This window comes from Allobosea massiliensis, from assembly GCF_042655245.1.
GTDB lineage: Bacteria > Pseudomonadota > Alphaproteobacteria > Rhizobiales > Beijerinckiaceae > Allobosea > Allobosea massiliensis.
The window spans coordinates 351,663-375,043 of the sequence record NZ_JBHSLU010000063.1 but is presented as its reverse complement, the minus strand read 5'-3'; the positions used below and the strand labels follow the sequence as shown (position 1 = coordinate 375,043).

The window sequence follows — 23,381 nt, the reverse complement described above, 5'->3', positions numbered from 1 at the left end:
CGGGAACCAGAGCCCGCTGGTCATGAGATTCTCGGGTCGTCGCTTCGCTTCGCCCGAGAATGACGTCTAGCCCACATACTGCGCGATGCCGCCGCCGAAGGACCAGTCCTCGCGCTTGACCTCGAGCAGGTTGACGAAGATGTCGTCCGGCTTCAGCCCGGGCTCCTGCTGAAGGTTGGCCGCGATGGCGGCGAACAGCGCCTTCTTCTGGGTGACGCCGCGGGTGTTGGCGACCGTGATCTGGATGATCACCAGCCCGGCCGAGCGCTGAAAGCCGAAGAAATTGGCGTCGAAGACGAACTCCTCGGCCTCGTGCTGGTGGACGACCGCGAAGAGGTCGTTCTCCGGCACCTCGAAGGTCGCGCGCAGCGCCCGGTAGACGCCGTCGACGATGGCCGCAGGATGCGAGGCGGGGCGCCCGCGGCGCATCGAAATTCGGATCAGGGGCATGAGAGGTCTCCGTTGGCACAGCGGCGGTCCCGCCAGTGAGGAAAACCCTAGCTTGCATCAGCCATCCCGAAACCGTATCCAAGATGATATCAGCGATATTGATCGAGGATCATTGATGCTGACTACGCTCGATCCCGATGCCGTCGCCGCCTTTCTGAGGACGGCCGAGCTCGCCAGCTTCACGCGGGCGGCCGAGGCGCTGGGCACGACGCAGTCGCTGGTCAGCACGCGCATCCGCCGGCTCGAGGAGCGGCTGGGCAAGGTGCTGCTGCAGCGCCATCCCAGGCTGGTCCGGCTGACAGCGGAGGGCGAGCGCTTCCTGCCTGCGGCGCGCGAGGTGATGGCGGCGCAGGCCAAGGCGCTCTCGGTCTTCGCAACCGTGCCCGAGCGCATCGCGATCGGGATCAGCGAGCAGGCGGTCGGCGCGGAGATCCCCTCGGTGCTGGCGCGGCTGGCGACTGCCCATCCCAGTGTCGTGATCGCGCTGCGGATCGAGCCGTCGCGGGCGCTGGAAGCGTCCTTCGAGCGTGGCGAACTCGATGTCGCGATCATCCGCCGCCTCGCGCCCGGCCGCAGCGGCGAGGTGCTGCGGGAGGATGGGTTCGGCTGGTTCGCCGCGCCGCGGCTGATCCGGCGGCCCGAGGAGGCGCTGCCGCTGGTCAGCCTGATGCCGGATTGCTGGCTGCGGCAGCATGGCATGGCGGCGCTCGACCGGGCCGGCCTCGCCTGGCGCGAGGCCTTCATCGGCGGCGGCATGGCGGCCGTCCAGGCGGCGGTCGCGGGCGGGCTCGGCATCTCGCCGCTGGCGGCACGGCTGGCGCCGGCGGGCACGGTCGATGTCGGGCCGAAGTGGGGTCTGCCCGATCTCGGCAGCTCCTGCGTCGTGCTGCGCAGCCAGGTCGCGACGCCGGGCGCGAATGCCTTCGTGCGGGAACTCGCCGCGGCCTTCCGGGCGGGCTGAGGCCTACCCCACCACCCGCTCGACCCGGCTGATCACCCGCTTCTCGCGCAGTTCGCTGATGATGGCGCTGAGATGCTTCAGGTCCCAGACCGTCAGGTCGATGGTGACATTGGTGAAGTCCGGGTTCGGCCGGTGCATCGCCACCGCGTCGATATTGCCGTCATGCTCGGCGATGGTGGTGGTGATCTGGGCGAGCGAGCCGGGCTCGTTGATCGAGTTCAGGGCGATCCGCGCCGGGAAGCGCTGCGTCGCCTTGTCGTCGAGGTCCCAGCGGACATCGAGCCAGCGCTCGGGCTCGTTGTCGAAGGCGGCGAGCGCGGGCGACTGGATCGGGTAGATCGTCACCCCCTCGCCCGGGGTCAGGATGCCGACGATGCGGTCCCCCGGCACGGCGCCCCCGTTCGGCGCGAAGCGCACCGGCAGGTCGCCGCCGAGGCCGCGGATCGGGATCGCGTCGTCGCCGGAGACCTCGTCGCCGCCGCCCTCGCCCGGGAGCTTGAACTTCAGGTTCTCGCCCTGGCGCAGTTCGAACCAGCCTTTGCTCCCGCCGGCCGCAGCGGTCGCAGCCGCTTTGGCATCGGGCGCGTTGCGCTTTTCGGGTTCGAGATCGGGGTAGACCGCCTTGACCACGTCGCCCGAATACATCTCGCCGCGCCCGACCGCCGCCAGCACGTCGTCGACGGCGTTGCGGGCGAGGCGCTTGAGCGCCGCCTTCAGCTTCTCGTCGGTGAAGGGCCGGTCGACACGGCCGAAGGCGCGCTCGAGGATCTGGCGGCCGAGGCCGGAATACTGCCGGCGCACCGCGCTGCGGGTGGCGCGGCGGATGGCGGCGCGGGCCTTGCCGGTGACGACGAGCGATTCCCAGGCGGCCGGCGGCGTCTGCCCTTCCGCGCGGGTGATCTCGACCTCGTCGCCATTGGCGAGTTCGGTCAGGAGCGGGGCGATGCGGCCGTTGATCTTGGCGCCGACGGCGCTGTTGCCGACATTGGTGTGGATCGCATAGGCGAAGTCGATCGGTGTCGCGCCGCGTGGCAGCGCGATCAGCCGGCCCTTCGGCGTGAAGCAGAAGACCTGGTCGTGGAAGAGTTCGAGCTTGGTGTGCTCGAGGAATTCCTCCGGGCTGTCGCCCTCCGCGAGCAGATCGACGGTGCGGCGCAGCCACTGATAAGCGCGGCTTTCGTCGGCATACTGGGCGAGTTCTGTGGTCCGCCCGTCCTTGTAATGGGCGTGGGCGGCGATGCCGTATTCGGCGATGCGGTCCATCGTGTCGGTGCGGATCTGCAGCTCGACGCGGCTATGGGCCGGCCCGACGACGGTGGTGTGGATCGAGCGGTAGTCGTTCTGCTTGGGTGTCGAGATGTAGTCCTTGTAGCGGCCCGGGACCATCGGCCAGGTCATGTGGACGATGCCGAGCACGCGGTAGCAATCCTCCGGCGTCGCGACGATGACGCGGAAGCCGAAGATGTCGGAGAGTTGCTCGAAAGAGATGGATTTGCGCTCCATCTTCTTCCAGATCGAATAGGGCCGCTTGCGCCGGCCGGAGACCTCAGCCTGGATTCCGCTGGCGGCGAGCTTCTCCTTGAGGTCGCGCTCGATCTCGCCGATGACGCGGCCCTCGCGCTCGGTCACCTCCTCCAGCCGCTTGGTGACGGTGGCGTGGGCCTCGGGCTTGATGTGGCGGAAGGCGAGCTCCTCCAGCTCCTCGCGCAGTTCCTGCATGCCCATGCGCCCGGCGAGCGGAGCGTAGATCTCGACCGTCTCCTCGGCGATGCGCAGGCGCTTCTCGGGCGCCATGAAATGCAGGGTCCGCATGTTGTGCAGCCGGTCGGCGAGCTTGACCAGGAGCACGCGGACATCGTCGACGATGGCGAGCAGGAGCTTGCGGAAATTCTCGCCCTGGGCCGCCTTCTTGGAGACGAGGTCAAGCTTCTTGATCTTGGTCAGCCCGTCCACCAGCCGGCGGATGTCGGGGCCGAACATGCTCTCGATCTCTTCGAGCGTCGCCGCCGTGTCCTCGACGGTGTCGTGCAGGACCGCGGCCACGATGGTCGCGTCGTCGAGCTTGAGGTCAGTCAGCAGCGCCGCGACTTCGAGCGGATGGGCGAAAAACGGGTCGCCCGAGGCGCGCTTCTGCGTGCCATGGGCGCGCATGGCATAGACATAGGCCCGGTTGAGGAGGTCCTCGTCGGTGTTCGGATTGTAGCTTCGAACCCGGTCGACGAGTTCGTATTGCCGCATCATGCCCATGCGGGCCCTCTGTCACGCCTGCCTGATCTGGAGTCGCCCAATATCGGGGCAGCAAGGCACGGCAGCAAGGCGTATTCCCCGATCGGGACATGAAAAAGCCCGGCGGCGCCGGGCTTTAGCGGATGGGGTGAAGAAGCCGTTAGGCTTGCATCCCGGCGAGGCTCAATCCTCGTCGTCGGCGCTCTCGGTCGGCGGCACGAGACCGTCGAGGCCACGCAGCAGGTCTTCCTCGCTCATGCGGTCGAACTGGACCTCCGAATCCGGGGTTGAGGCGCTCTGGCCGGGGGCTGCGAGCAGCGGAACCGTCTCGGCCTCCGGCTCGTCGACCTCGACATGCTTCTGCAGCGAGTGGATCAGATCTTCCTTGAGATCCTCGGGCTTGAGCTTCTCGTCGGCGATCTCGCGCAGCGCCACGACCGGGTTCTTGTCGTTGTCGCGCGGCACCAGGATCGCCGAGCCCGACTGGATCATGCGCGCGCGATGGCTGGCGAGGAGAACCAGCTCGAAGCGGTTGTCGACCTTGTCGATGCAATCTTCAACGGTGACGCGAGCCATGGGCGGCTCCTTCTGATCTGTCGCGATGCAGGGAAAGGGGTAGCGCGTGGCCTTACAGGCAAAGCGGCGCGGATGCAAGATTGGCGTCGGCCGCCCAAAGCCTCAGCCGCGCATGCGCCGGACCATGTCGTCGAGCCCGGGTTCGCGGCGCCCATCGGCGCCGGTGACAACGTCCATCGAGGGCAATTCGTGCGGGGCGAGCTCGGCGAAGCGCATTCGCATCGTCGTCGCGACGCCCTCTCCGAAGGCGATCGCCTCGCGGTTGCCGACCGAGGAGAGGAATTTCAGCGTGCTGGCCGAGGCGTCCGAAATGGCGGAGCGGATGATCTGCTGGTCGACCTCGTTGGCGAGGCGCATCGCGAAGATGGTCGAGCATTGCGACAGGATGGTCGGGTCGAGTTCGCCGGGGCGCTGCGTCACCACGCCGAGATAGGCCCCGTATTTGCGACCTTCCTTGGCGATGCGGGCGATAGCCTGGCGCGTCGGCTGGAATCCGAGCGCCGGATCGGCGGGCACATAGCGATGCGCCTCCTCGCAGAGCAGCAGGATCTCGTAGGTGCCCTGGCTCGCCCAGGCGAGATCGAAGGAGAGCCGCGCCAGCACCGAGGCGACGGCGTCGACGACCTCGGAGGGAAGCCCGCCGAGCTGGAAGACGGTGATCGGGCGGCCGTGATGCGGCAGGCGGAAGATCTGCGACAGCACCGGCGCCATCGTCTCCATCATGTTCGCGCGGGCAAACATGAACTGGTAGCGCGGGTCGTTGTGCAGCGTCTCGAGCCTGACCTTCAGCGAACGCAGCGAGGCGTGCGGCCAGCGCTTCTCGTGCAGGCCGATGAACTCGTCGATGATCGCGATGGCGTCGACGATGCGATAGGGCGTCGGCATGTCGCCGGCGGTGGTCGTGCCCTCCTCGCGCCGGCCGAGCCCGACGTCGAGCGGGCGCTTCAACAGCGTCGAGTTGAGGTCGCGCATGGCGTTGCGGGCGGTGCCGGAGCGATAGCGCTCGCGGGCGCCCAGCACCACCTCGCGCAGGATGTCGTTCTCTTCCTCGAAGGCGGCACGGCCGCGGAAGACGACCTCCGCGAACTCCTCGAGCTTGAACATCCAGAACGGCAGGTCGAGCGCCTCGGCGTCGATCGCCAGAGCCCGGTCGGGAAAGGCGGAGGCGTATTCGTTGTGCGGATCGAGGATCAGCACGCGCAGCCGCGGGCGCGCGGCGACGGCCCGGCGCAGCAGCAGCGAGACGGCGCTCGACTTGCCGACGCCGGTGGTGCCGACCAGCGCGAAATGGCGCGCCAGCATGTCGTCGATGCAGATGGTGGCCGGGATGGAGGGATCCTGCGTCAGCGTGCCGATGGCCACGGCCTTGCGCGTGCCGAGATCATGCACCAGCGCGAGGTCGCCGGCGCGGATGCGATGGGCGACAGCCCCGATCGGCGGATAGGTCGAGATGCCGCTCTGGAAGCTGGTACGACCGTCGGCGCTCTCTGTGACCTCGCCGAGCAGTTCGACCTGGACATGGATGGCGTTGTCCGCCCCCTCGTCCCAGACGGCGTTGACCGCCGACATCTCGTAGACGAGCCCGACGATACGGGTGCGGCCGAGATTGATCGAGATCATCCGCCCGACGGTCCAGGATTCGGGGCCGAGGCGGGCGATGCCGGCGACCGTGCTGGCGATGGTCGCGCGGGAGCCGTCGCAGGAGACGACCCGACCGAGCGAACGGTCGGGATCCTGCGCCGTGTCGCGCCGGTCGCGCGTCAGATCGGTCTCGAACGTTCCCGACTTTACGGCCAACTGCACGATGCGCGCCCCATGACACCCAAACCCCCGATCCGTCAGCCTAGGGAGGAGTGCTTACGATTGCCTTATCCGCCGCATCGCGCACGCCCTCGCGGGCGACGCGGTTAGCGAAGCCCGAAGACCGGGGCGCCAATCCTCGCGACCCATCCGTTTTCGTGATGTCGGCCGTGACAACGCGTGTCTTGAGAGGGCGGCACCTTGTCGTCTATGCACGCCGGGTTCCGAGGAGAGTTGACCCATGGCGAACCGGCTGCGACTGGGCGTGAACATCGATCACGTCGCGACGGTGCGCAATGCGCGCGGCGGCGCCCTGCCCGATCCTGTGCGGGCCGCGCATCAGGCCATCGCCGCGGGCGCGGACGGGATCACCGCGCATCTGCGCGAGGACCGGCGCCACATCCGCGACGTCGACATGGCGCGCCTGGCCGCCGAACTGACCAAGCCGCTGAACTTCGAGATGGCGGCGACCGAGGAGATGATCGCGCTGGCAGAAAGGCTGAAGCCGCATGCGGCCTGTCTCGTCCCCGAAAAGCGCGAGGAGCGCACCACCGAAGGCGGGCTCGACGTGGTCGGCCAGGAGCAGGCGCTGCGGCCCGCCATCGCGCGATTGAAGGCGGCCGGCTGCCGTGTCTCGCTCTTCATCGAGGCAGACGAGGCACCGATCGCGATGGCGGCGAAGCTCGGCGCGCCGGTGATCGAGCTGCATACCGGGACCTGGTGCCACGCCGTTGCGGATGGGCACACCGACAAGGCGCAGGCCGAATTCGCCCGTCTGGCGAAGGGTGCGGCCTACGCCGCCTCGCTGGGCCTCGAGGTCCATGCCGGGCACGGGCTCGACTACGACACGGCGCGGCAGCTCGCCGCCGTGCCGGAGTTCGTCGAGTTCAACATCGGCCATTTCCTGATGGGCGAGGCGATCTTTGTCGGTCTCGACGCCGCCCTGCTGCGGATGCGGCAGGCGATGGACGAGGGTCGCGGGGCCGTCTAGACGGAGGCCATGATCCTCGGCATCGGCTCCGATCTCTGCGACATCGACCGCATCCAGAAATCGCTGGACCGGTTCGGCGAACGCTTCACCCACCGCATCTTCACCGAGGGCGAGCGCGCCAAGTCGGACCGGCGCGCGACGCGGGCAGCGTCCTATGCGCGGCGCTTCGCGGCGAAGGAGGCCTGTTCCAAGGCGCTGGGCACAGGCCTGCGCGCCGGTGTGTTCTGGCGCGACATGGAGGTCGTCAACCTGCCCGGCGGGCGGCCGACACTGCGGCTGACCGGCGGCGCAGCGGCGCGGCTCGCCGCGATGACGCCGCCGGGGCACGAGGCCTTCGTGCATGTCTCGATGACCGACGACCCGCCGATGGCGCAGGCCTTCGTGGTGATCGAAGCGCGGCCCCTTCCAGACGCCTGAAAGACTGCCGGTCAGGCCCTGCGAGAGACCCTCATCGCGCGGACCGAGACGGCCGCTTCCGGGTGGCGCCCCCCGCCCTCAGAGCGGGAAGACGATGCGCGTCGCGAGGCCGGGGTTGGACTGGCGCGAGACGCTGCCCTTGAGCTGCTTCGCCAGCGCCTCGACGATGCGGTTGCCCAGCCCGTGGCCCGGGACGGCATCGTCCGGCGTGGCCGGAAGACCGACGCCGTCATCGGCGATCGTCAGCTCCGCCTGCCCATCATCGAGCCGGCGCAGCGAGACCGTGATCTGGCCGCCCCGGCCGTCCGGATAGCCGTGCTTGAGCGAGTTGGTCACCACCTCGGAGACGAGCATGGAGATCGTCGTCAGCCTCCGAATGTCGAAGGTCATCTCCGGCACGTCCACAGCGCAGCGCACGCCCGAGAGGCCGCTGGTCTCGACGACATCGGCGCAGAGATCCTGCAGATAGGAGCGCACCGGCAGATCGACCTGGTTGGGGTCGTGCAGGCGCCGGTGAATGCGGGCCATGGTCTCGATGCGGTTGCGCGCATCGTCGAGAATGGCGGGCGCTGCCGCGGGATCGGCGGCGAGGCGCCGGCGCGACATGTTCAGCAGGCTGGCGACGAAGGCCATGTTGTTGGCGACGCGGTGCTGCAGCTCCTCGAACATGGTCCGCTGCTGCTCGGCCAGGGCGTTCGAGACCCGCTTCTCCGCCTCCAGCCGCCGCATCGCGCGTGTCATCAGATGGATCAGCACGATGTCGACCGCGACGATGAAGACATAGAAGCCGAGCGCGAAGGCGCTCTGCCGGTCGAGCGAAAAGCCGTCGGGCGGGATGAACCAGTACCAGGCCGCCAGACCGCAGAGCAGCGCGCAGAGCGTGCCCGCCGCCGTTCCGCACAGAAAGCTCGTGATGATCGCCGCGGGAAAGAAGGTCAGGAAAGGGTAGCCGGCCGGCAGCACGCCTTCGAGCGCGAAACGGCCGAGAACCGCACAGGCGGCGATCAGGCAGGCGAGCGCGATCCCCAACACCGTCCCCTGGAACGGTTGCGGGCGCGACAGGAAGGGTGGCAGATCAACGGTCTTCACGGAATCCTGAACGGCAGATCGATGGGGCGGCGGGCCTCGCGCGGCAGGAGCGCCCGAAGCAACAAGGTGGCGTCTTCCCTAGAACGGTTGATCAGGACATCCATGTCAAAAGATGGGTCGCATGTTAATTCGCCCTGCCCTGCCGATGTAAGCCCCTGCTGCGCCTGCCATCCCCTCCTTCCTGGCGTTGTCTGCCGCACGACATTCCGCTAGACCGCGCGCTGGACCCCCGTCCCAGGAGCGCCCGCGTGGCCAACGACGTCGATTCGAAGAAAAAGACCGCCAAGGACGAAGGCGGCATCGTCGAGACCATCAAGGTCGTCGTCCAGGCCCTGCTGATCGCGCTGGTGATCCGGACGCTGCTGTTCCAGCCCTTCAACATTCCCTCGGGCTCGCTGATCCCGACGCTGCTGATCGGCGACTATCTCTTCGTCTCGAAATACACCTACGGCTATTCGAAGCACTCGATCCCGTTCAGCCCGCCGCTGTTCTCGGGCCGTGTCTGGGCGGCCGAGCCCAAGCGCGGCGACATCGCCGTCTTCAAGCTGCCGACCGACAATTCGACCGACTACATCAAGCGCGTGATCGGGCTGCCCGGCGAGCGCATCCAGATGATCGACGGCATCCTGCACATCAACAACCAGCCGGTGAAGCGCGAGCGCATCGCCGATTTCGTCACCACCGACAATTGGGGCCGCAGCGCGCCGGCGATCCAGTATCGCGAAACGCTGCCGAACGGCGTCTCGCACAACATCATCGAGCGCGAGGGCGACAAGGGCACCTTCGACAACACGCCGGTCTTCGTCGTGCCGCCCGGGCACTTCTTCATGATGGGCGACAACCGCGACAACTCGCTCGATTCGCGCGACCGCAGCGTCGGCTTCGTGCCTTTCGAGAATTTCGTCGGCCGGGCCGAGATCATCTTCTTCTCGATCGAGGATGGCGAATCCGCCTGGAAGATCTGGGAGTGGCCCTGGACGGTGCGCTGGAACCGCCTGTTCAGTGCGATCAAGTGAGCATGGACCGCCAGTGAACGGGATGCACACGTGAGCAAGCCCGGCGAGAACGGGCGCAAGCCGCCCGAAACGGCGCGCCTGCAGGCCACGCTCGGCCACGCCTTCAAGGACCAGGGGCTGCTCAACACCGCCCTCACCCATATGAGCGCGGAAGGCCCGCGGCTGCAGAGCTATCAGCGGCTGGAGTTCCTCGGCGACCGGGTACTGGGGCTGTGCATCGCCGACATGCTGTTCGAGCGCTACCCGACCGCGGCCGAGGGCGACATGTCGCGCCGGCTGGCCGATCTCGTGCGCAAGGAGACCTGCGCCGAGGTGGCGCAGGGCTGGAATCTCGGCGCCTTCATGCGGCTGGGCGAAGGCGAGATCCTCGGCGGGGCGCGCAAGAACAAGGCGATCCTGGCCGATGCCTGCGAGGCGATCATCGGCGCCGTCTTCATCGACGGCGGCTACGAGGCGGCGCGCGGGCTGGTCGAGCGCGCCTTCGGCGAGCGCCTGCTCAAGCCGGTGCGGCCGTTGCGCGACGCCAAGACGGCGCTGCAGGAATGGGCCCAGGGCCAGGGCTATCCGACGCCGACCTATTCCGAGCGCGGCCGTTCGGGCCCGGACCATGCGCCGGTGTTCCGCGTCGCGGCGCGCATCACCGGATTGGCCGACGCCGAGGCGCAAGGGCCGTCCAAGCGCCTCGCCGAGCAGGCCGCCGCCGAAGCCTTCCTGCGCCGCGAGGGGCTGTGGACCGAAACGATGGAGAGCGACCATGGCTGACGAGACGGGCGGCGCTCCCGCCGGACCGACCCGCGCCGGCTTCGTCGCGCTGATCGGCGCGCCCAATGCCGGTAAGTCGACGCTCTTGAACCAGCTCGTCGGCGCCAAGGTCTCGATCGTCTCGCGCAAGGTGCAGACGACGCGGACGCAGGTCCGGGGCATTGCCATGTCGGGTGCGGCGCAGATCATCTTCGTCGACACGCCCGGCATCTTCCAGCCCAAGCGCCGGCTCGACCGCGCCATGGTGACGAGCGCCTGGGGCGGCGCCACCGACGCCGACCTGATCGGCGTGCTGATCGATGTCGAGCGTTACGACAACGAGGAGAACACGCGCCTGCTGGAGAAGCTCGCCGAGCTGAAGCAGCCGAAGTTCCTGATCCTCAACAAGATCGACACCATCGCCAAGGACAAGCTGCTCGAGATCACCGCGAAGGTGAATGCGCAGGGCTCCTTCGAGACGACCTTCATGATCGCGGCGCTGACCGGCTACGGGGTCAAGGACATCCTGGCCTGGCTGGAGACACGCCTGCCGCTCGGGCCCTGGCTCTATCCGGAAGACCAGATCTCGGATGCGCCGCTGCGCTTCCTCGCCGCCGAGATCACCCGCGAGAAGATTTTCGAGCGGCTGCATGACGAACTGCCCTATCGCTCGACCGTCGAGACCGAGCAGTGGCAGCAGCGCCCGGACGGCTCGGTCAGGATCGAGCAGACGATCTATGTCGAGCGCGAGGGCCAGCGGAAGATCGTGCTCGGCGAAGGCGGCCAGACGATCAAGGCGATCGGCCAGAAGGCGCGTGTCGAGATCGCGGAAGCCGCCGAGACGACGGTGCATCTCTTCCTGTTCGTGAAGGTGCGCGAGAACTGGAGCGACGACCCGGCGCGCTATCGCGAGATGGGGCTGGAGTTTCCGAAGGGCTGAGGGGCGATCGCATCCTCATCCCGGAAGGGCGATCAGCGATGGATTTGCCATCGATACGGGAATCCCGTAGTCTTCCTATCATATGACAGACGAGCGGTTCGACCCTGCGAAGGACGCGGCCAACCGCGACAAGCACGGCGTTTCGCTGGCCTTCGGCGACGGGATCTTTGCCGACGAGAACCATCTGATCCTGCCCTCGATCCGCGAGATCGACGGGGAAGAGCGATTCAAGGTGATCGGCATCGTCGGCAAGAGGCTCTTTACCGGCGTCTTTGTCTGGCGGGGCGATGCGCCCCGCTTCATCTCGGTGAGAAGGAGCAATCAGGGTGAAGAACGCGCCTATCGCAGTGGCAGCTGATCCCACTGATCCCTCTGACTTCGACGTGACGGTCGAGGCGCTCGACCGCGGCCAGCGCGCCCGTCTGATCCGAAGGACGAGGACCGGGCTCGGCCTCTCGCAGGCGGAGTTCGCCAGCCGCTTTCGCGTTCCCGTCGGCACGCTGCGGGACTGGGAACAGGCTCGGGCGACCGCGCCGGACTTCGCCGTCGCCTATGTCCGCGTGATCGCCCAGCATCCGGACATGGTGGCGCAGGCGGTCGCCTGAGGCGTCGTGGCCTTGAGTTTTGTGCAGCGATGCCCTTTATCGCGCACACTGACGGAAGCGACCATTTGATGACGGGGCCTGCCATGACCGACGACGAGGTTCTCGCCGAATTCCGCGAGGCGGGTGCGCTGCTCGAGGGGCATTTCATCCTGTCGTCGGGCCGGCGCAGCGGCGTCTTCCTGCAGAAGATGTTCGTTTTCCAGGATCCGGTGCGCACCGAGCGGCTGTGCAAGGCGCTTGCGGCCAAGATCGAGGCGCGTTTCGGCACAATCGACTACGTCGTGTCTCCCGCGGTCGGCGGCATCGTGCCGGGCTACGAGACGGCCCGGCATCTCGGCGCCAAGGCGGTCTTCGTCGAACGCGAGGGCGGCAGCTTCCGGCTGCGCCGCGGCTTCACCCTGCCGGCGGGAGCGCGCTGCGTCATCATCGAGGACATCATCACCACGGGCCTTTCGCTGCGCGAATGCCGCGATTCGGTGAAGGACGAGCCTGGAACCATCGTCGGCGCCGCCTGCCTGATCGACCGCTCGGCGGGCCGTGCCGACCTCGGCATGGAGCTGGTCAGCCTGATGGAATACGCCGTGCCGGACTATGCGCCCGACGCGCTGCCGCCGGAGCTCGCCGCCATCCCCGCCACCAAGCCCGGCAGCCGCGGCCTGACCGCCTGAACCCTAATTCCGCGCCCTCTACGGCGAGAGGTCACGGAAAAAGATACTTCGCGGGCGCGGCATCGGCTGCGCCCGACACGCTTCCACCGCCTTTCATTTTCATTCTGTTTTTTCAAAACCGATTTTCAGACGGAGCATTTCCATGGCGGCTGACCCGCGCATCGCGCTTTTCATCGACGGCGCCAATCTCTACGCGACCTCGAAGCAGCTCGGCTTCGACATGGATTATCGCCGGCTGCTGCGGGAATTCCAGGGCCGCGGCAACCTGATCCGGGCCTTCTATTTCACCACGCTGATCGAGAGCGAGGAGTATTCCTCGATCCGGCCGCTGGTCGACTGGCTCGATTACAATGGCTACCGCGTCATCACCAAGGCCGCCAAGGAGTTCACCGACGCCACCGGGCGCCGGCGGATCAAGGGCAATATGGACATCGAACTGGCCATCGAGATGCTCGAACTCGCGCCGCATCTCGACCAGATCTACCTGTTCTCGGGCGATGGCGACTTCCGCCCGCTGGTCGAGGCGGTGCAGCGCAAGGGCGTGAAGGTCTCGGTGGTCTCGACGGTCTCGACGAGCCCGCCCATGGTCTCCGACGATCTGCGCCGGCAATGCGACGAGTTCATCGACCTAGCCCAGCTGATGCAGAAGGTCGGGCGGGACCCCTCGGAGCGCAACGCCCGCAGTGGTGCCGCCGGTGCGCCGGTGACGCCGGGCAATCCAGGCCTGGAGCGGCGCTACGGCATTCGCCAGGACGACCCGGCCGAGGGCTGAACCCACCACGCACCGAAAGCCCCGTCCGGCTCACGCCGCGGGGTTTTCGGGCTCTTCGAATGCGGATCCGAGGGGATGCGCGGAACGGTGGTGGCGTCGCAGTCGACGGCTGCGTGCCGATGTCGATGTCGATGTCTGTGTCGAAGCAGCGCCAACAGCCGCCGCCCCGTCCCGCGCGCAGGTGTTTTGTGCCGACCAGATCGCCTTCTGGTTATCCGTGCCACGGGTCGCGCGGCCTGACTCACCCGCGCGATGGCGATCTGCGCCTCCGCCGCCTTCGGCCCGCAACGGCCTCAGGCGACGAAACCCGCAACCCCGCCCGGCCGCACGATGCCTCGCGACAGCCCCCTTGGTCGGGCGGAGCGGGAGGAGAATAGGCATGGGTTCGGGCAGCGGGGATAAGTCAGCCTCCTTCTCCCCTCGGGGGAGAAGGTCCGGCAGGGGATGAGGGCGCGAGCCGCGGCGCTGCCCTCATCCGTCACGGCTTCGCCGTGCCACCTTCTCCCCCAAGGGGAGAAGGGGTTCCCTCGCCCTTTTTGTCACGCGACGCGCCTCACGCCCCCGACTTCATGATCCGGGCCTTGTCGCGGTTCCAGTCGCGGGTCTTCTCGGTTTCGCGCTTGTCGTGCAGCTTCTTGCCCTTGCCGAGGCCGAGTTCGACCTTGGCCCGGCCGCGGTCGTTGAAATAGACCTTCAGCGGGATCAGGGCCATGCCCTCGCGCTGGACGGCGCCCATCAGCTTGTTGATCTCGCGGCGGTGGAGCAGCAGCTTGCGCGGCCTGCGGACCTCGTGATTGAAGCGGTTTGCCTCGAGATACTCCGGAATATAGGCGTTGAAGAGAAAGAGCTCCTCGCCCATCGGGCCGGCGTAGCTCTCGCCGATCGTTGCCTTGCCGCCGCGCAGGGACTTGATCTCGGTGCCCTGCAGCGCGATGCCGGCCTCGAGCGTCTCCTTGATCTCGTAATTGAACCGCGCCTTGCGATTGTCGGCGGCGAGGCGGTAGCGGGCTGGATCGGGCTTCTTCATCATCTCTCGCCCGCGAAGGGGCTCCCAGAGCACGCGCCGATCGGATGGCGCGGGCTCCCTATCTCGGTTGGAGACGGATTCGCCGATCGGGTTTGCAACCCGTCGGATCCGGCTCCTGCGTCGGCCGGGAAATCCGGACGGACGCAGCTTCTCTATCTAGGTATTCAGCAGGCCCGCAAACACCATGGCGTCGCGAATGACCTTGCCGGTAGCGGGCGTCACCGGCAGCAGAGGCAGGCGGACCTCCTCCTCGACGCGGCCGAGCAGAGCGAGCCCGTGCTTGGCGCCGGCGAGGCCGGGCTCCTTGAAGATCGCGTCGTGCAGGGGCACGAGCCGGTCCTGCACCTTCAGCGCGCCGGCATAGTCGCCCTTCAGCGCGGCGGTCATCAGATCGGCGCAGAGGCGCGGCGCGACATTGGCGACGACCGAGATGCAGCCATGGCCGCCGGCGGCCATATAGGCCAGCGCGGTCATGTCCTCGCCCGAGAGCTGGATGAAATCGGGGCCCATGGCGTGGCGCTGCTGCGAGACGCGGGCGAGATTGGCGGTCGCGTCCTTCACGCCGGCGATGTTCTTCAGCTCGTAGAGCCGCGCCATCGTCTCGACCGACATGTCGACGACCGAGCGCGGCGGGATGTTGTAGATGATGATCGGGATGCCGACCGCGTCGTTCACCGCCTTGAAGTGCTGGTACATGCCCTCCTGGGTCGGCCTGTTGTAATAGGGCGTGACGACCAGCAGCGCCTGGGCGCCGGCCTTCTCGGCATGGATGGCGAGGTCGATCGCCTCGGTGGTGTTGTTCGAGCCGGCGCCGGCGATGACCGGCACGCGGCCCTTCGCCTGGGCGATCACGATCTCGACGACGCGGCGATGCTCGTCATGCGACAGCGTCGGGCTCTCGCCGGTGGTGCCGACCGGAACGAGGCCGCTCGACCCGCTCTCGATCTGCCAGTCGACCAGCGCACGCAGCGCCTCCTCGTCGATCCGACCGCCTTTGAACGGCGTCACCAGCGCGGGGAGCGAACCGGTGAAGGCGGGATGCTTGGTCATGGAAGCAGCGTCCTGGAGCGAATGAACGTAACGAGGGCGTCACACATAAACTGTCGCGTCCGGCAGGCAAAGCCGGGCCGCCGTAAAAACAGGCCCTTGCATGGTTAACGCTTCATAAACCGCCGTCCCCGAGCATCGCTGGCGACGCACCCGACCGTGGAGCCCGCCATGGCCTCGCCTGCCATCCGCTCGCGGATGTTCGCCTTGCTCCTGCCGCTGCTGCTGGCCACGCCTTCGCTCGCCGGCGACGATGCCGGCCAACCCTCCCAGCGCGATCCCGTCGATGCCGTCGATGTCGAGACCACGGCGGCGCTGCCGCCCTACCCGGCCGACGCGCTGCGGGCGTCCGAGGTCGATCTCGACCAGCTCGCCAAAGCCGTCAGCGCCTATCGGCGCGGCCAGCTCTCGGAGGGAGACGCGATCGCCGCCTCGATCGACGAGCGCATGGCGCGCACGCTGCTCGAATGGGTCGCCATCCGCAGCGCTGCGAGCGTGCTGCCCTTTTCGCGGATCGACGCCTTCCTGAAGGCGAACCCGAACTACCCCGCGACCAGCCTGTTCCGGCGCCGCGCCGAGGAAATGCTGGTTGCCGAGCGGAAGAGCCCAGCGGTGGTGCGGGCCTTCTTCGAAGGCCAGAAGCCGGCCAGCCCCGCCGGGCGCATCGCGCTCGCGCTCGCGCTGGCAGCGGAGGGCCGCAGCGCGGAGGCGCTCGAACTCGCGCGCCAGAGCTGGCGGCAGGACCATCTCGGCGCGCCGCTCGAGAAGATCGTGCTGGCGGCGTTCGGCCAGGATCTGACCGTCACCGACCACCGCCTGCGGACGGAGCGCTACATCTTCCGCGGCAACGATGCCGCCGCGCTGCGCAATGCGGCGCGGGTCTCGGCCGATTACGTCCCGCTCGCCCGCGCCCGCCTCGCCAGCGGCGATGCGCGCCGGCCGATCGCGCCGTCGCTGATCGCGGCGGTGCCGGCCTCGCTACGCGGCGACGTCTCCTTCGCTTTCCTTCAGGCGCAGCAAGCGCGCCGCGCCGACAAGGCGCAGGAGGCGGCCAGATGGCTGGCCGGGGTACCGCGCGACCCCGCCCTGCTGGGCGATGGCGACGGCTGGTGGATCGAGCGCCGCCTCCTCGCGCGCAAGCTGCTCGACGACGGCGACGCCGCCACCGCCTATGCCGTCGCCGCCGGCCATGGCGCGGAGGACGCCGCGGAGCGGATCGACGCGGAATGGCATGCCGGCTTCGTGGCGCTCCGCTTCCGCGACCAGCCGGGGATCGCGCTCGAGCATTTCAGCGAGGCGGCGCGGCATGCCGAAACGCCGATCTCGGTTTCGCGCGCCGCCTATTGGCAGGGCCGCGCTCTGGAGGCGATGGGCAAGGAGAACGAGGCGCGCACGGCTTATGAGCGGGCGGCCGAACATCCGATCGCCTATTACGGGCAGCTGGCGCGGGCGCGGCTCGGCCTGCCCGATCTGCCGCTGCGACGCTCCGCCGCGGCGGCGCTGCAGCATCTGCCCGGCCATGCCGGGGTGCGACTGCTCTACCGGATCGGCGAGCGCGACCTCGCAGCGCAGATGCTGGTCGATCTCGGCCAGCGACTCCACACTACCCCGGCCCTCGAGGCGCTGGCCGCCATTGCCCAGCGCGAGGGCGACACGCGCGCCCTGCTGGCGCTCGGCAAGAGCGCGCTGCAGCGCGGCTTCCCCCTCGACAGCGCCGCGTTTCCGACCACCGGCGTGCCGGAGTTCTCCGTGCTGGGCGACCCGATGGAGCGCGCGATCGTCCATGCCATCGCCCGCCAGGAGAGCGCTTTCGACCCGACCGCGACCTCCCATGCCGGGGCCCGCGGGCTGATGCAGATGATGCCGGCGACGGCGCGCGAGACGGCGCGGCGCGCCAATCTGCCCTTCGACTGGCCGCGGCTGGGCCGCGACCCGCTCTATTCCGCGCAGATGGGCGCCGCCCATCTCAACGACCTGCTGAAGGAGTGGCGCGGCTCGTACATCCTGACCTTCGCCGCCTATAATGCCGGCTCGGGCAATGTGAAGAAATGGATCGCGGCCTATGGCGATCCGCGCAAGCCCGAGGTCGACGCGGTCGACTGGATCGAGCGCATTCCCTTCTACGAGACGCGCAACTATGTGCAGCGGGTGATGGAGAACCTGCAGGTCTACCGCCAGCGGCTGAACCAGCGCACGGCCTATCTGATCGACCACGACTTGAAGCGCGGCGGCCGGCGGGATTAGGGTCGCCGGGAGGTGGCTGGTTTCGCGCAGCCCTCATCCTGAGGAGCCGCGGTACGCGGCGTCTCGAAGGATGCTCCAGCGCGATCTGGAACCATCCTTCGAGACGCGCCTGCCGGCGCTCCTCAGGATGAGGGCTGAGTATTGACTGCAACGGAAACAATAACCGGCTTCTCCTCGCTCTTCGTCACCGCCCGCGACGGGCTGCGGCTGCATGCGCGCGATTACGGACCGCTGGCGTCGCCCGCCCTGCCGATCGTCTGCCTGCCGGGTTTCGCGCGCACCTCGGCTGATTTCCACGAACTCGCGCTCGCCCTGTCGCAGGACGAGGCCAAGCCGCGACGCGTGCTGGCGCTGGATTATCGCGGCCGCGGCCTCTCGGGCTATGACCGCAACTGGAAGAATTACGACATCCGCGTCGAGCTGGACGATGTGATGCAGGTGCTGGTCGCGGCCGGCATCGAGGCGGCCGTCTTCGTCGGAACCTCGCGAGGCGGGCTTTTGACCATGGCGATGGGAGCGGCGCGGCCGGGCGCGATCCGCGGCGTCGTGCTCAACGATATCGGGCCGGTGATCGATGCCCGCGGACTGCTGCGCATCCGCGGCTATGTCGGCAAGATGCCGCTGCCGCGCAGCTTCGCGGAAGGTGCCGAGATCCTGAAGCGCCTCGCCGACCAGCAGTTCCCGCTCTTCGGCGACGCCGAATGGGAGATGATGGCACGCCGGACCTGGACCGACCGCGACGGGCCGCTTAAGCCGGATTACGACAGCAATCTGATGAAGGTGCTGGAGGAGCTCGACCTCGAGGCGCCGCTGCCGATCCTCTGGCCCTATTTCGACGGGCTCAACGCCGTGCCGATGCTGGCGATCCGCGGCGCCAATTCCGATCTGCTCGCGGAGAAGACGCTGGTCGAGATGGGCGAGCGCCATCCCGATTGCGAGACCTTCGTCGCGCCGGGCCAGGGCCATGCGCCGATGCTCGGGAGCAAGGACATGGTGCGGCGCATCGGCCGCCTCGTCGCCCGGGCGGAACGCCGGGCGGCCTGACGGCGCTCAGGCCCTGGCCGGTTCGTCTTCGTCGCGGGAGGTCTCGACCAGCCCGGCCCGTGCCCGCTTTGCAAAATCGGTCTCGCCGCCGGCTGCCAGCGTCTTCGCTTGGCCGACCCAGTCCTCGCGCTCGATTCGGCCCGGGAAGGCCAGATAGCTGCCGATCCACTCGACATTCTCCGGCGTCCAGGCGGCGATCTGCTCGAAATGCCAGATGCCGAGTGCCTGCAGCCGGTCCTCGTTCTGGCGCCCGATGCCCTTGATCAGCTTGAGATCATCCGGCCCGGCCTGCTTCGCCGCGACGAGCCCGGCCGGGCGCCGACCGGGAATCTCCGCCTCGCCCGGCACCGGCGGCAACGTCGCTGCGGCGCCTGTATCATGGGCCGTGCTGGCGGACGGAGCCGGCGCGAGCAGCGCGCCCAGGATGCAGCCCGCGACATAGACGGCGGTGAACAGCAGCGCGCTTTCGACCCAGACCGCGGCCGTGCCGTTCAGGAACTGGAGCCAGGTGAGGCCGGCGCCTGCGGCCCACAGGGCCGCGAACCAGCCGACGGCCGCTCCGCCGAGGCGCAGACGGGAGCCGTCCCGCCCGATCCAGCCCATGACGAAACCGAGCGCGAAGGCCGCAGCGAGGAACCAGACGAACTGGCTGGCGAGATACAGCATGTCCGCCCCCTTACTTCGCGACCGTGAACTGGACGCGCCGGTTCATCGCCCGCGCCTCGGCCTGGCCGTGCGGCACCAGCGGTCGCTTCGTCCCGAAGCCCTGCGTCTCGAGCCGCGCCGGATCGATGCCGCGGCGAACCAGTTCGTCGCGCACGCGCAGGGCGCGGCGAGCCGACAGATCGAGATTATCGAAGCCGCCCCGCTCGCCGTCGTTGTTGGCATGGCCCTCGATGGTGATGCGGGCCGCCGGGCACTGGTTCAGGATCGCCACCGCCTCGCCGATGACGCGCTCGGTCGGCGCATCGAGCGCGACCACCGAGGTGCCCTGGGCGAAGAGAACCGTGTTGCGCTTGGTGAGCGTGTCGAGATCGTTCTGGCAGGTCGCAGGCGGATCGACGACGCAGCCGGTCTGGCGCAGCCCGATGGCCGCATCGACCCTGAAGCCGGCTGGCAGGCCGGAGGCCGCACTGGTCTCGACCTCGCGCTGGATGAGGTCGCGGCAGGTCAGGCCCCGCAGGGTGACGCGATCGTCCTGGATCTCGGCCGAGCCCAGATCCAGCCGCAGCAGATTGCCGACGGCCATCGCCGCGGCGGCAGCAAAACCCTGAGGCGCGCCGGGGACGAGCTGCGTCTCGTCGCGCCATAGACCCTTGAGCGGCGAAGCCTCGACGAGCGCCCGCAGCGCCTCCCGGGTCTGGGCATCGGGAAGGTAGCCGGCGAGAGACAGGCCGCTGCGATCGACCGAGAGCGAGAGGCGATAGGGCCGCGGCACCACGGTCGCGGCGCCCTCCCCGGTCAGGGAGAGACCCGCCGGCAGCGGCCGGCGGCGCAGCAGCGCATCGAGTTCCGCCCAGGCGGCGCCATCCGCGACCTCGCCGACAATCCCGAGGGCCTTGTCAGCCAGCGTGACCGTGCCGGCTTTCAGCCGGCCGAGCAGCTCGAGCGCGAAGCCGGTCGCCTCCGCATAGTCGCCCGCCTCGCGCAGATTGGCTTCGATCGCGAGGCGATCGGTTACCGCCCCGGCCAATCCGAGGGCCCGCGCCTTCGCCAGAAGGGCGTCGCGGGCTGCGGCATCCGGAGCCTGCCCTTGCAGGGTCAGGCCGTCCGGGCCACGCGTTGCAGACCAGGCCAGCGCGACAGGCGCTGGCGGCGGCGGTGGCGGCGACGGCGTCACGGCGGGCGCCGGAGTGGCCTCGATGCGGGGCGCAGGCGTTTCCGGAACGGGCGCGGGCGCGGGCGGCGGCAGGTCCGATGGCAGGAAGACGGGATCGGGAACGGCGGGCAGCGCCGGGATGAGGCTTTCCACAGGGGGCGGCGGCGGAGGCGGCTCGGGCGGGCAGGCGATCGTCGCCCGTGCCACGGAATCGGGCCCGTCGCCCTGCGCGATCTGGAGGCGCAGCGCCTGGCAGGCCTCGAAGGTGTCCGGCCCTTCGCCCGACAGGCGATAGGCATCGGCCTCCAGCTCGGCGCGCCCCTGCCGCAGCCGGGCGAGATCACCCAAGGCGCGCGTGACGCGCGTCAGAAAGGCCGGCGGCTCGCCCGAAGCGGGCTTGGTGAGGTCCTCGATTGTCATCGGAGCCGGAAAGGCCCGTCGCAAGGCCTCCTGAACCGCTTCGCTCAGGGCCGGCGGGACGAACCCCTCGATCCGCAGCGCCTCCTGCGAGAGTTTCTCGGCGCTGAAGCGATAAGGCGACACGGACGGCGCCTCGAGCGTGCAGGCGACCGGCTGGAAGCCCTCGCGCGGCAGGTTGGCCAGCGCGCTTCGCAGCGCGAGATAGGCGTCCGGCGTCGCGGCCATGCCCTCGATGCAGAAGCGCATATCGTCGAGGGCCACCTTTCCGGAAGCCAGCCTGGGCAGTTCGGCGAGGACGGCCGCCGCCATCGACGCAAAGCCCGCCGGTGCGCCGAAGGCGAAGCTCTGGCGATCCTCCACGCGCAGGCCCGGCAGACCTTGCTCCGCCGCCGCCACGAGGCTGCGGGCCGTCGTCTCGTCCGGGACGAAGCCGGTCAGCGTGACGACATCGCCACGGCGGGTGGCCGACCAGCTATAGGGCTTCTGGGCGACGACCTGGGACAGTCCACCCAGCGCGCGCCGGACGCCGAATTCGGCCCTCAGCCGGGCAATCGCGCGGGCCGCGCCATCCGCCGACAGGGCCTCGCCGCTGATGGTGACGTCGCGGCCGTCGATCCGGGCGGTGACCGGGCGGGCGCCCGGCGCCTCGCCCGCCGCGGCCGCCGCCACGGCGACGGCCCGGCGCCCGACATCGCGCTCGATCGCTTCCCCGAGAAACAGGTTTCCGGCGCCCCAGAGCAGCGCCAGCGGCACCAGCCCCCAAAGCCAACGTCCCGGCTGCGACATGCCTTACCCCCAAGCCCCTCTTCGTCCGGGCCGACGCATCGCGACGTCGGTGCCCTGGACGACGCGCCCCGCAGGGGAGCGAGCGGACCGGGCCCCTGCTGCGGGTGAAGGTCGCGCTGTCCGGCCAGGCGGAGCGGCGATCTCAGGAAGCGGCTTCACCCGCTGTCTGTCAACCATCCGAGGGAGTTGAGTCCGGAGCGAGCTGCCCAAACGAAAGAAGCCCCGGGTTTCCCCGGGGCTTCCATTCAGATCGTTGCGAGACGATCAGAAGTCGCGCTGGATGCGCAGACGGCCGGCGATCGTGTCCTCGCTCTTGATCAGGCGAGCAGCGTTCGAACGGACGCCGAAGTTGTCGACGGCGACGACCGGCTGACGGAGCTGCAGGTTCGAGTAGAGAACCTCAACACCGATATCCAGGCCGGAGACCGGCGACCAGATCAGGTTGGCGGCGGCGATGAACTCCTTGGGGTCCATCGAGCGCTGCAGGCCGACCGTGCCCGGCGTGACGTAGCCGAGCTTCAGCTCGGAGTACGAGGCCGAGATCTCCGAACGCAGCGTGGGGGTCCAGAAGTGGCGGAAGGCCGCGACGAGCGAGTAGCCGGTCGAGTTCTTCATGGAGCCCGTGACGGTGTTCAGAGCGGTGTCGAACAGAGCCAGGTTGCCGATGCGGCCGAGACCGAAGGCGCCGACGCCCGAACCGGTGTAGCCGAGATAGCCCAGCGCGCCGTCGGCGTAAGCCGCCTGCAGGAACAGGGTGTCGCCAGCGGCGAGCATCGGCAGGTTGATCTTCACGCCGCCCTGGATGGCCCAGACGAACTCGTCACCCTCGACAGCGCCGAGACCGACGGCAGCAGCGCCCTTGCGGTTGCCGACGGCACCCGACAGCTGAGCGGAGCCCCAGCCCTGATCGACGCGCAGCGAGCCGACGAGGTCCGGATAATCCTGACCCTGACGGACGAGCGTCGCACCGGCGAGCGAGCCGACGCCGAGATCGCGACCACCGCCGGTGCCGGCGCCGGAGACGCGGTCTTCGAGCGAGATCGTGGCCGAGAAGCCCGAACCGAAGGTGGCGGTGTAGGCCAACAGGTTCAGACGGGTATCAGCCGTGCGGATCGAGTTGAAGTTGAAGTCCGAGGCGTAGAAGTCGAAGAACGACTGCGCGCGACCGGCGGTGATCGGACCGAACTGGATGAAGGCCAGATCGACCAGCGACGTCGTCGCCGAAGCGGCGATCGTGTTGAAGCCGGCGACGGTGCCACCGACGTTGAAGCCGGCCGAACCGTTGTTGTACATGCCCGAGTTGTTCGTCAGCTCGTAGCGGATGAACGTGCGGAGCGTGCCGTAAGCGGTCGCGGTGCGGGCGTCGATGTTCAGACGGCCACGGGCGCGGGTGCCGTAAGCGTCGGACTCGCCGAAGCGCTCACCGACAACATACTCGGCGCGGACACGGCCGCCGACGCGGAGGCAGGTCTCGGTGCCGGGGATGTAGAAGAAGCCCGCGCCGTAGGCGGAGCAGACGCGAACGTATTCGACCGGAGCGGCCTTCCGCTAGGGAAGGTCGGCGGCCTGAGCCCCGGCGACCGCGGCGAAGCCGGCGGCGGAACCGAGGAGGAGGCTCTTAACGAGCTTCATTGGTAACCTCCAAAAGAGTTTCGAGACCCTCGGGCTTCCGCCAGTTCTGTTGGTGACCAGCCCCAGGAGACCCAATCACCGAACCAGCTTGTTCCCGGTCTTTCGCCCGC

22 protein-coding genes are annotated in these 23,381 nt (G+C 68.6%); 12 read left to right on the top strand and 10 right to left on the bottom strand.

Features of this window, described 5'->3' with window-relative positions; translation table 11 throughout:
- Positions 1–66: 66 nt before the first annotated feature.
- Positions 67–450 (bottom strand): tautomerase family protein, encoded by a 384-nt coding sequence (locus tag ACFPN9_RS19565; protein ID WP_066721489.1) that lies wholly within the window; start codon positions 448–450, stop codon positions 67–69.
- A 115-nt stretch (positions 451–565) separates the two neighbouring features.
- On the opposite strand from ACFPN9_RS19565, the gene ACFPN9_RS19560 reads away from it, so the two are divergent.
- Positions 566–1,411 (top strand): LysR family transcriptional regulator, encoded by an 846-nt coding sequence (locus tag ACFPN9_RS19560; RefSeq protein ID WP_066721490.1) that lies wholly within the window; start codon positions 566–568, stop codon positions 1,409–1,411.
- Between the two features lie 3 nt (positions 1,412–1,414).
- Here the strand turns inward: ACFPN9_RS19560 and ACFPN9_RS19555 are convergent, their stop codons facing one another.
- The 3 genes from ACFPN9_RS19555 to ACFPN9_RS19545 form a co-directional block, all read right to left on the bottom strand.
- Positions 1,415–3,652, bottom strand: coding sequence for a RelA/SpoT family protein (locus ACFPN9_RS19555; protein ID WP_066721511.1), 2,238 nt, complete (start codon positions 3,650–3,652; stop codon positions 1,415–1,417).
- A gap of 168 nt (positions 3,653–3,820) precedes the next feature.
- Positions 3,821–4,213, bottom strand: coding sequence for a DNA-directed RNA polymerase subunit omega (rpoZ, locus tag ACFPN9_RS19550; RefSeq protein ID WP_066721492.1), 393 nt, complete (start codon positions 4,211–4,213; stop codon positions 3,821–3,823).
- A gap of 102 nt (positions 4,214–4,315) precedes the next feature.
- Positions 4,316–6,016 (bottom strand): ATP-binding protein, encoded by a 1,701-nt coding sequence (locus ACFPN9_RS19545; RefSeq protein ID WP_068072758.1) that lies wholly within the window; start codon positions 6,014–6,016, stop codon positions 4,316–4,318.
- Between the two features lie 238 nt (positions 6,017–6,254).
- Here ACFPN9_RS19545 and ACFPN9_RS19540 point away from each other — a divergent pair, with 238 nt between their 5' ends.
- Together ACFPN9_RS19540 and acpS are read left to right on the top strand one after the other, a co-directional pair.
- Positions 6,255–7,004: a pyridoxine 5'-phosphate synthase gene (locus tag ACFPN9_RS19540; RefSeq protein WP_066721495.1), complete on the top strand. Its 750-nt coding sequence runs from the start codon at positions 6,255–6,257 to the stop codon at positions 7,002–7,004.
- A gap of 9 nt (positions 7,005–7,013) precedes the next feature.
- On the top strand, positions 7,014–7,421 hold the full coding sequence (acpS, locus tag ACFPN9_RS19535; RefSeq protein ID WP_066721496.1) for a holo-ACP synthase: 408 nt from the start codon (positions 7,014–7,016) through the stop codon (positions 7,419–7,421).
- Between the two features lie 78 nt (positions 7,422–7,499).
- On the opposite strand, the gene ACFPN9_RS19530 is transcribed toward acpS, so the two are convergent.
- Positions 7,500–8,510, bottom strand: a complete 1,011-nt coding sequence (locus ACFPN9_RS19530; protein WP_082737707.1) for a sensor histidine kinase — start codon at positions 8,508–8,510, stop codon at positions 7,500–7,502.
- 248 nt (positions 8,511–8,758) lie between these two features.
- Here ACFPN9_RS19530 and lepB point away from each other — a divergent pair, with 248 nt between their 5' ends.
- The 7 genes from lepB to ACFPN9_RS19495 all read left to right on the top strand — a co-directional run bounded on the left by lepB (position 8,759) and on the right by ACFPN9_RS19495 (position 13,252).
- Entirely contained in the window at positions 8,759–9,526 is a 768-nt protein-coding gene (gene lepB / locus ACFPN9_RS19525; RefSeq protein WP_066721498.1) for a signal peptidase I, read from the top strand.
- 30 nt (positions 9,527–9,556) lie between these two features.
- On the top strand, positions 9,557–10,288 hold the full coding sequence (rnc, locus tag ACFPN9_RS19520) for a ribonuclease III (protein WP_066721500.1): 732 nt from the start codon (positions 9,557–9,559) through the stop codon (positions 10,286–10,288).
- Complete coding sequence (gene era, locus ACFPN9_RS19515) at positions 10,281–11,207, top strand: GTPase Era (protein WP_066721502.1); 927 nt, start codon at positions 10,281–10,283, stop codon at positions 11,205–11,207. Before rnc ends, era begins: the two co-directional genes overlap by 8 nt.
- An 82-nt stretch (positions 11,208–11,289) precedes the next feature.
- Positions 11,290–11,565 carry a BrnT family toxin gene (locus ACFPN9_RS19510; protein WP_066721504.1) on the top strand — a complete coding sequence of 92 codons (276 nt, stop codon included), beginning with the start codon at positions 11,290–11,292 and terminating at the stop codon, positions 11,563–11,565.
- Positions 11,534–11,812: a helix-turn-helix domain-containing protein gene (locus ACFPN9_RS19505; protein ID WP_066721505.1), complete on the top strand. Its 279-nt coding sequence runs from the start codon at positions 11,534–11,536 to the stop codon at positions 11,810–11,812. Before ACFPN9_RS19510 ends, ACFPN9_RS19505 begins: the two co-directional genes overlap by 32 nt.
- A gap of 83 nt (positions 11,813–11,895) precedes the next feature.
- Positions 11,896–12,480, top strand: a complete 585-nt coding sequence (pyrE, locus tag ACFPN9_RS19500) for an orotate phosphoribosyltransferase (RefSeq protein WP_066721506.1) — start codon at positions 11,896–11,898, stop codon at positions 12,478–12,480.
- 142 nt (positions 12,481–12,622) lie between these two features.
- On the top strand, positions 12,623–13,252 hold the full coding sequence (locus tag ACFPN9_RS19495; RefSeq protein WP_066721507.1) for a LabA-like NYN domain-containing protein: 630 nt from the start codon (positions 12,623–12,625) through the stop codon (positions 13,250–13,252).
- 553 nt (positions 13,253–13,805) lie between these two features.
- On the opposite strand, the gene smpB is transcribed toward ACFPN9_RS19495, so the two are convergent.
- Positions 13,806–14,282, bottom strand: coding sequence for an SsrA-binding protein SmpB (gene smpB, locus ACFPN9_RS19490; protein WP_068075117.1), 477 nt, complete (start codon positions 14,280–14,282; stop codon positions 13,806–13,808).
- Positions 14,283–14,435: 153 nt separating this feature from the next.
- On the bottom strand, positions 14,436–15,329 hold the full coding sequence (gene dapA, locus ACFPN9_RS19485) for a 4-hydroxy-tetrahydrodipicolinate synthase (protein WP_068075120.1): 894 nt from the start codon (positions 15,327–15,329) through the stop codon (positions 14,436–14,438).
- 168 nt (positions 15,330–15,497) lie between these two features.
- Here dapA and ACFPN9_RS19480 point away from each other — a divergent pair, with 168 nt between their 5' ends.
- Together ACFPN9_RS19480 and ACFPN9_RS19475 are read left to right on the top strand one after the other, a co-directional pair.
- Positions 15,498–17,570: a transglycosylase SLT domain-containing protein gene (locus ACFPN9_RS19480; protein ID WP_068075123.1), complete on the top strand. Its 2,073-nt coding sequence runs from the start codon at positions 15,498–15,500 to the stop codon at positions 17,568–17,570.
- Positions 17,571–17,711: 141 nt separating this feature from the next.
- On the top strand, positions 17,712–18,614 hold the full coding sequence (locus ACFPN9_RS19475) for an alpha/beta fold hydrolase (RefSeq protein WP_068075126.1): 903 nt from the start codon (positions 17,712–17,714) through the stop codon (positions 18,612–18,614).
- A gap of 6 nt (positions 18,615–18,620) precedes the next feature.
- Here the strand turns inward: ACFPN9_RS19475 and ACFPN9_RS19470 are convergent, their stop codons facing one another.
- The 3 genes from ACFPN9_RS19470 to ACFPN9_RS19460 all read right to left on the bottom strand — a co-directional run bounded on the left by ACFPN9_RS19470 (position 18,621) and on the right by ACFPN9_RS19460 (position 23,124).
- Complete coding sequence (locus ACFPN9_RS19470; RefSeq protein WP_068075129.1) at positions 18,621–19,280, bottom strand: hypothetical protein; 660 nt, start codon at positions 19,278–19,280, stop codon at positions 18,621–18,623.
- 10 nt (positions 19,281–19,290) lie between these two features.
- Positions 19,291–21,639 carry an OmpA family protein gene (locus tag ACFPN9_RS19465; protein WP_377817454.1) on the bottom strand — a complete coding sequence of 783 codons (2,349 nt, stop codon included), beginning with the start codon at positions 21,637–21,639 and terminating at the stop codon, positions 19,291–19,293.
- A 264-nt stretch (positions 21,640–21,903) separates the two neighbouring features.
- Complete coding sequence (locus tag ACFPN9_RS19460; RefSeq protein WP_377817525.1) at positions 21,904–23,124, bottom strand: porin; 1,221 nt, start codon at positions 23,122–23,124, stop codon at positions 21,904–21,906.
- Between the last annotated feature and the right edge of the window lie 257 nt (positions 23,125–23,381).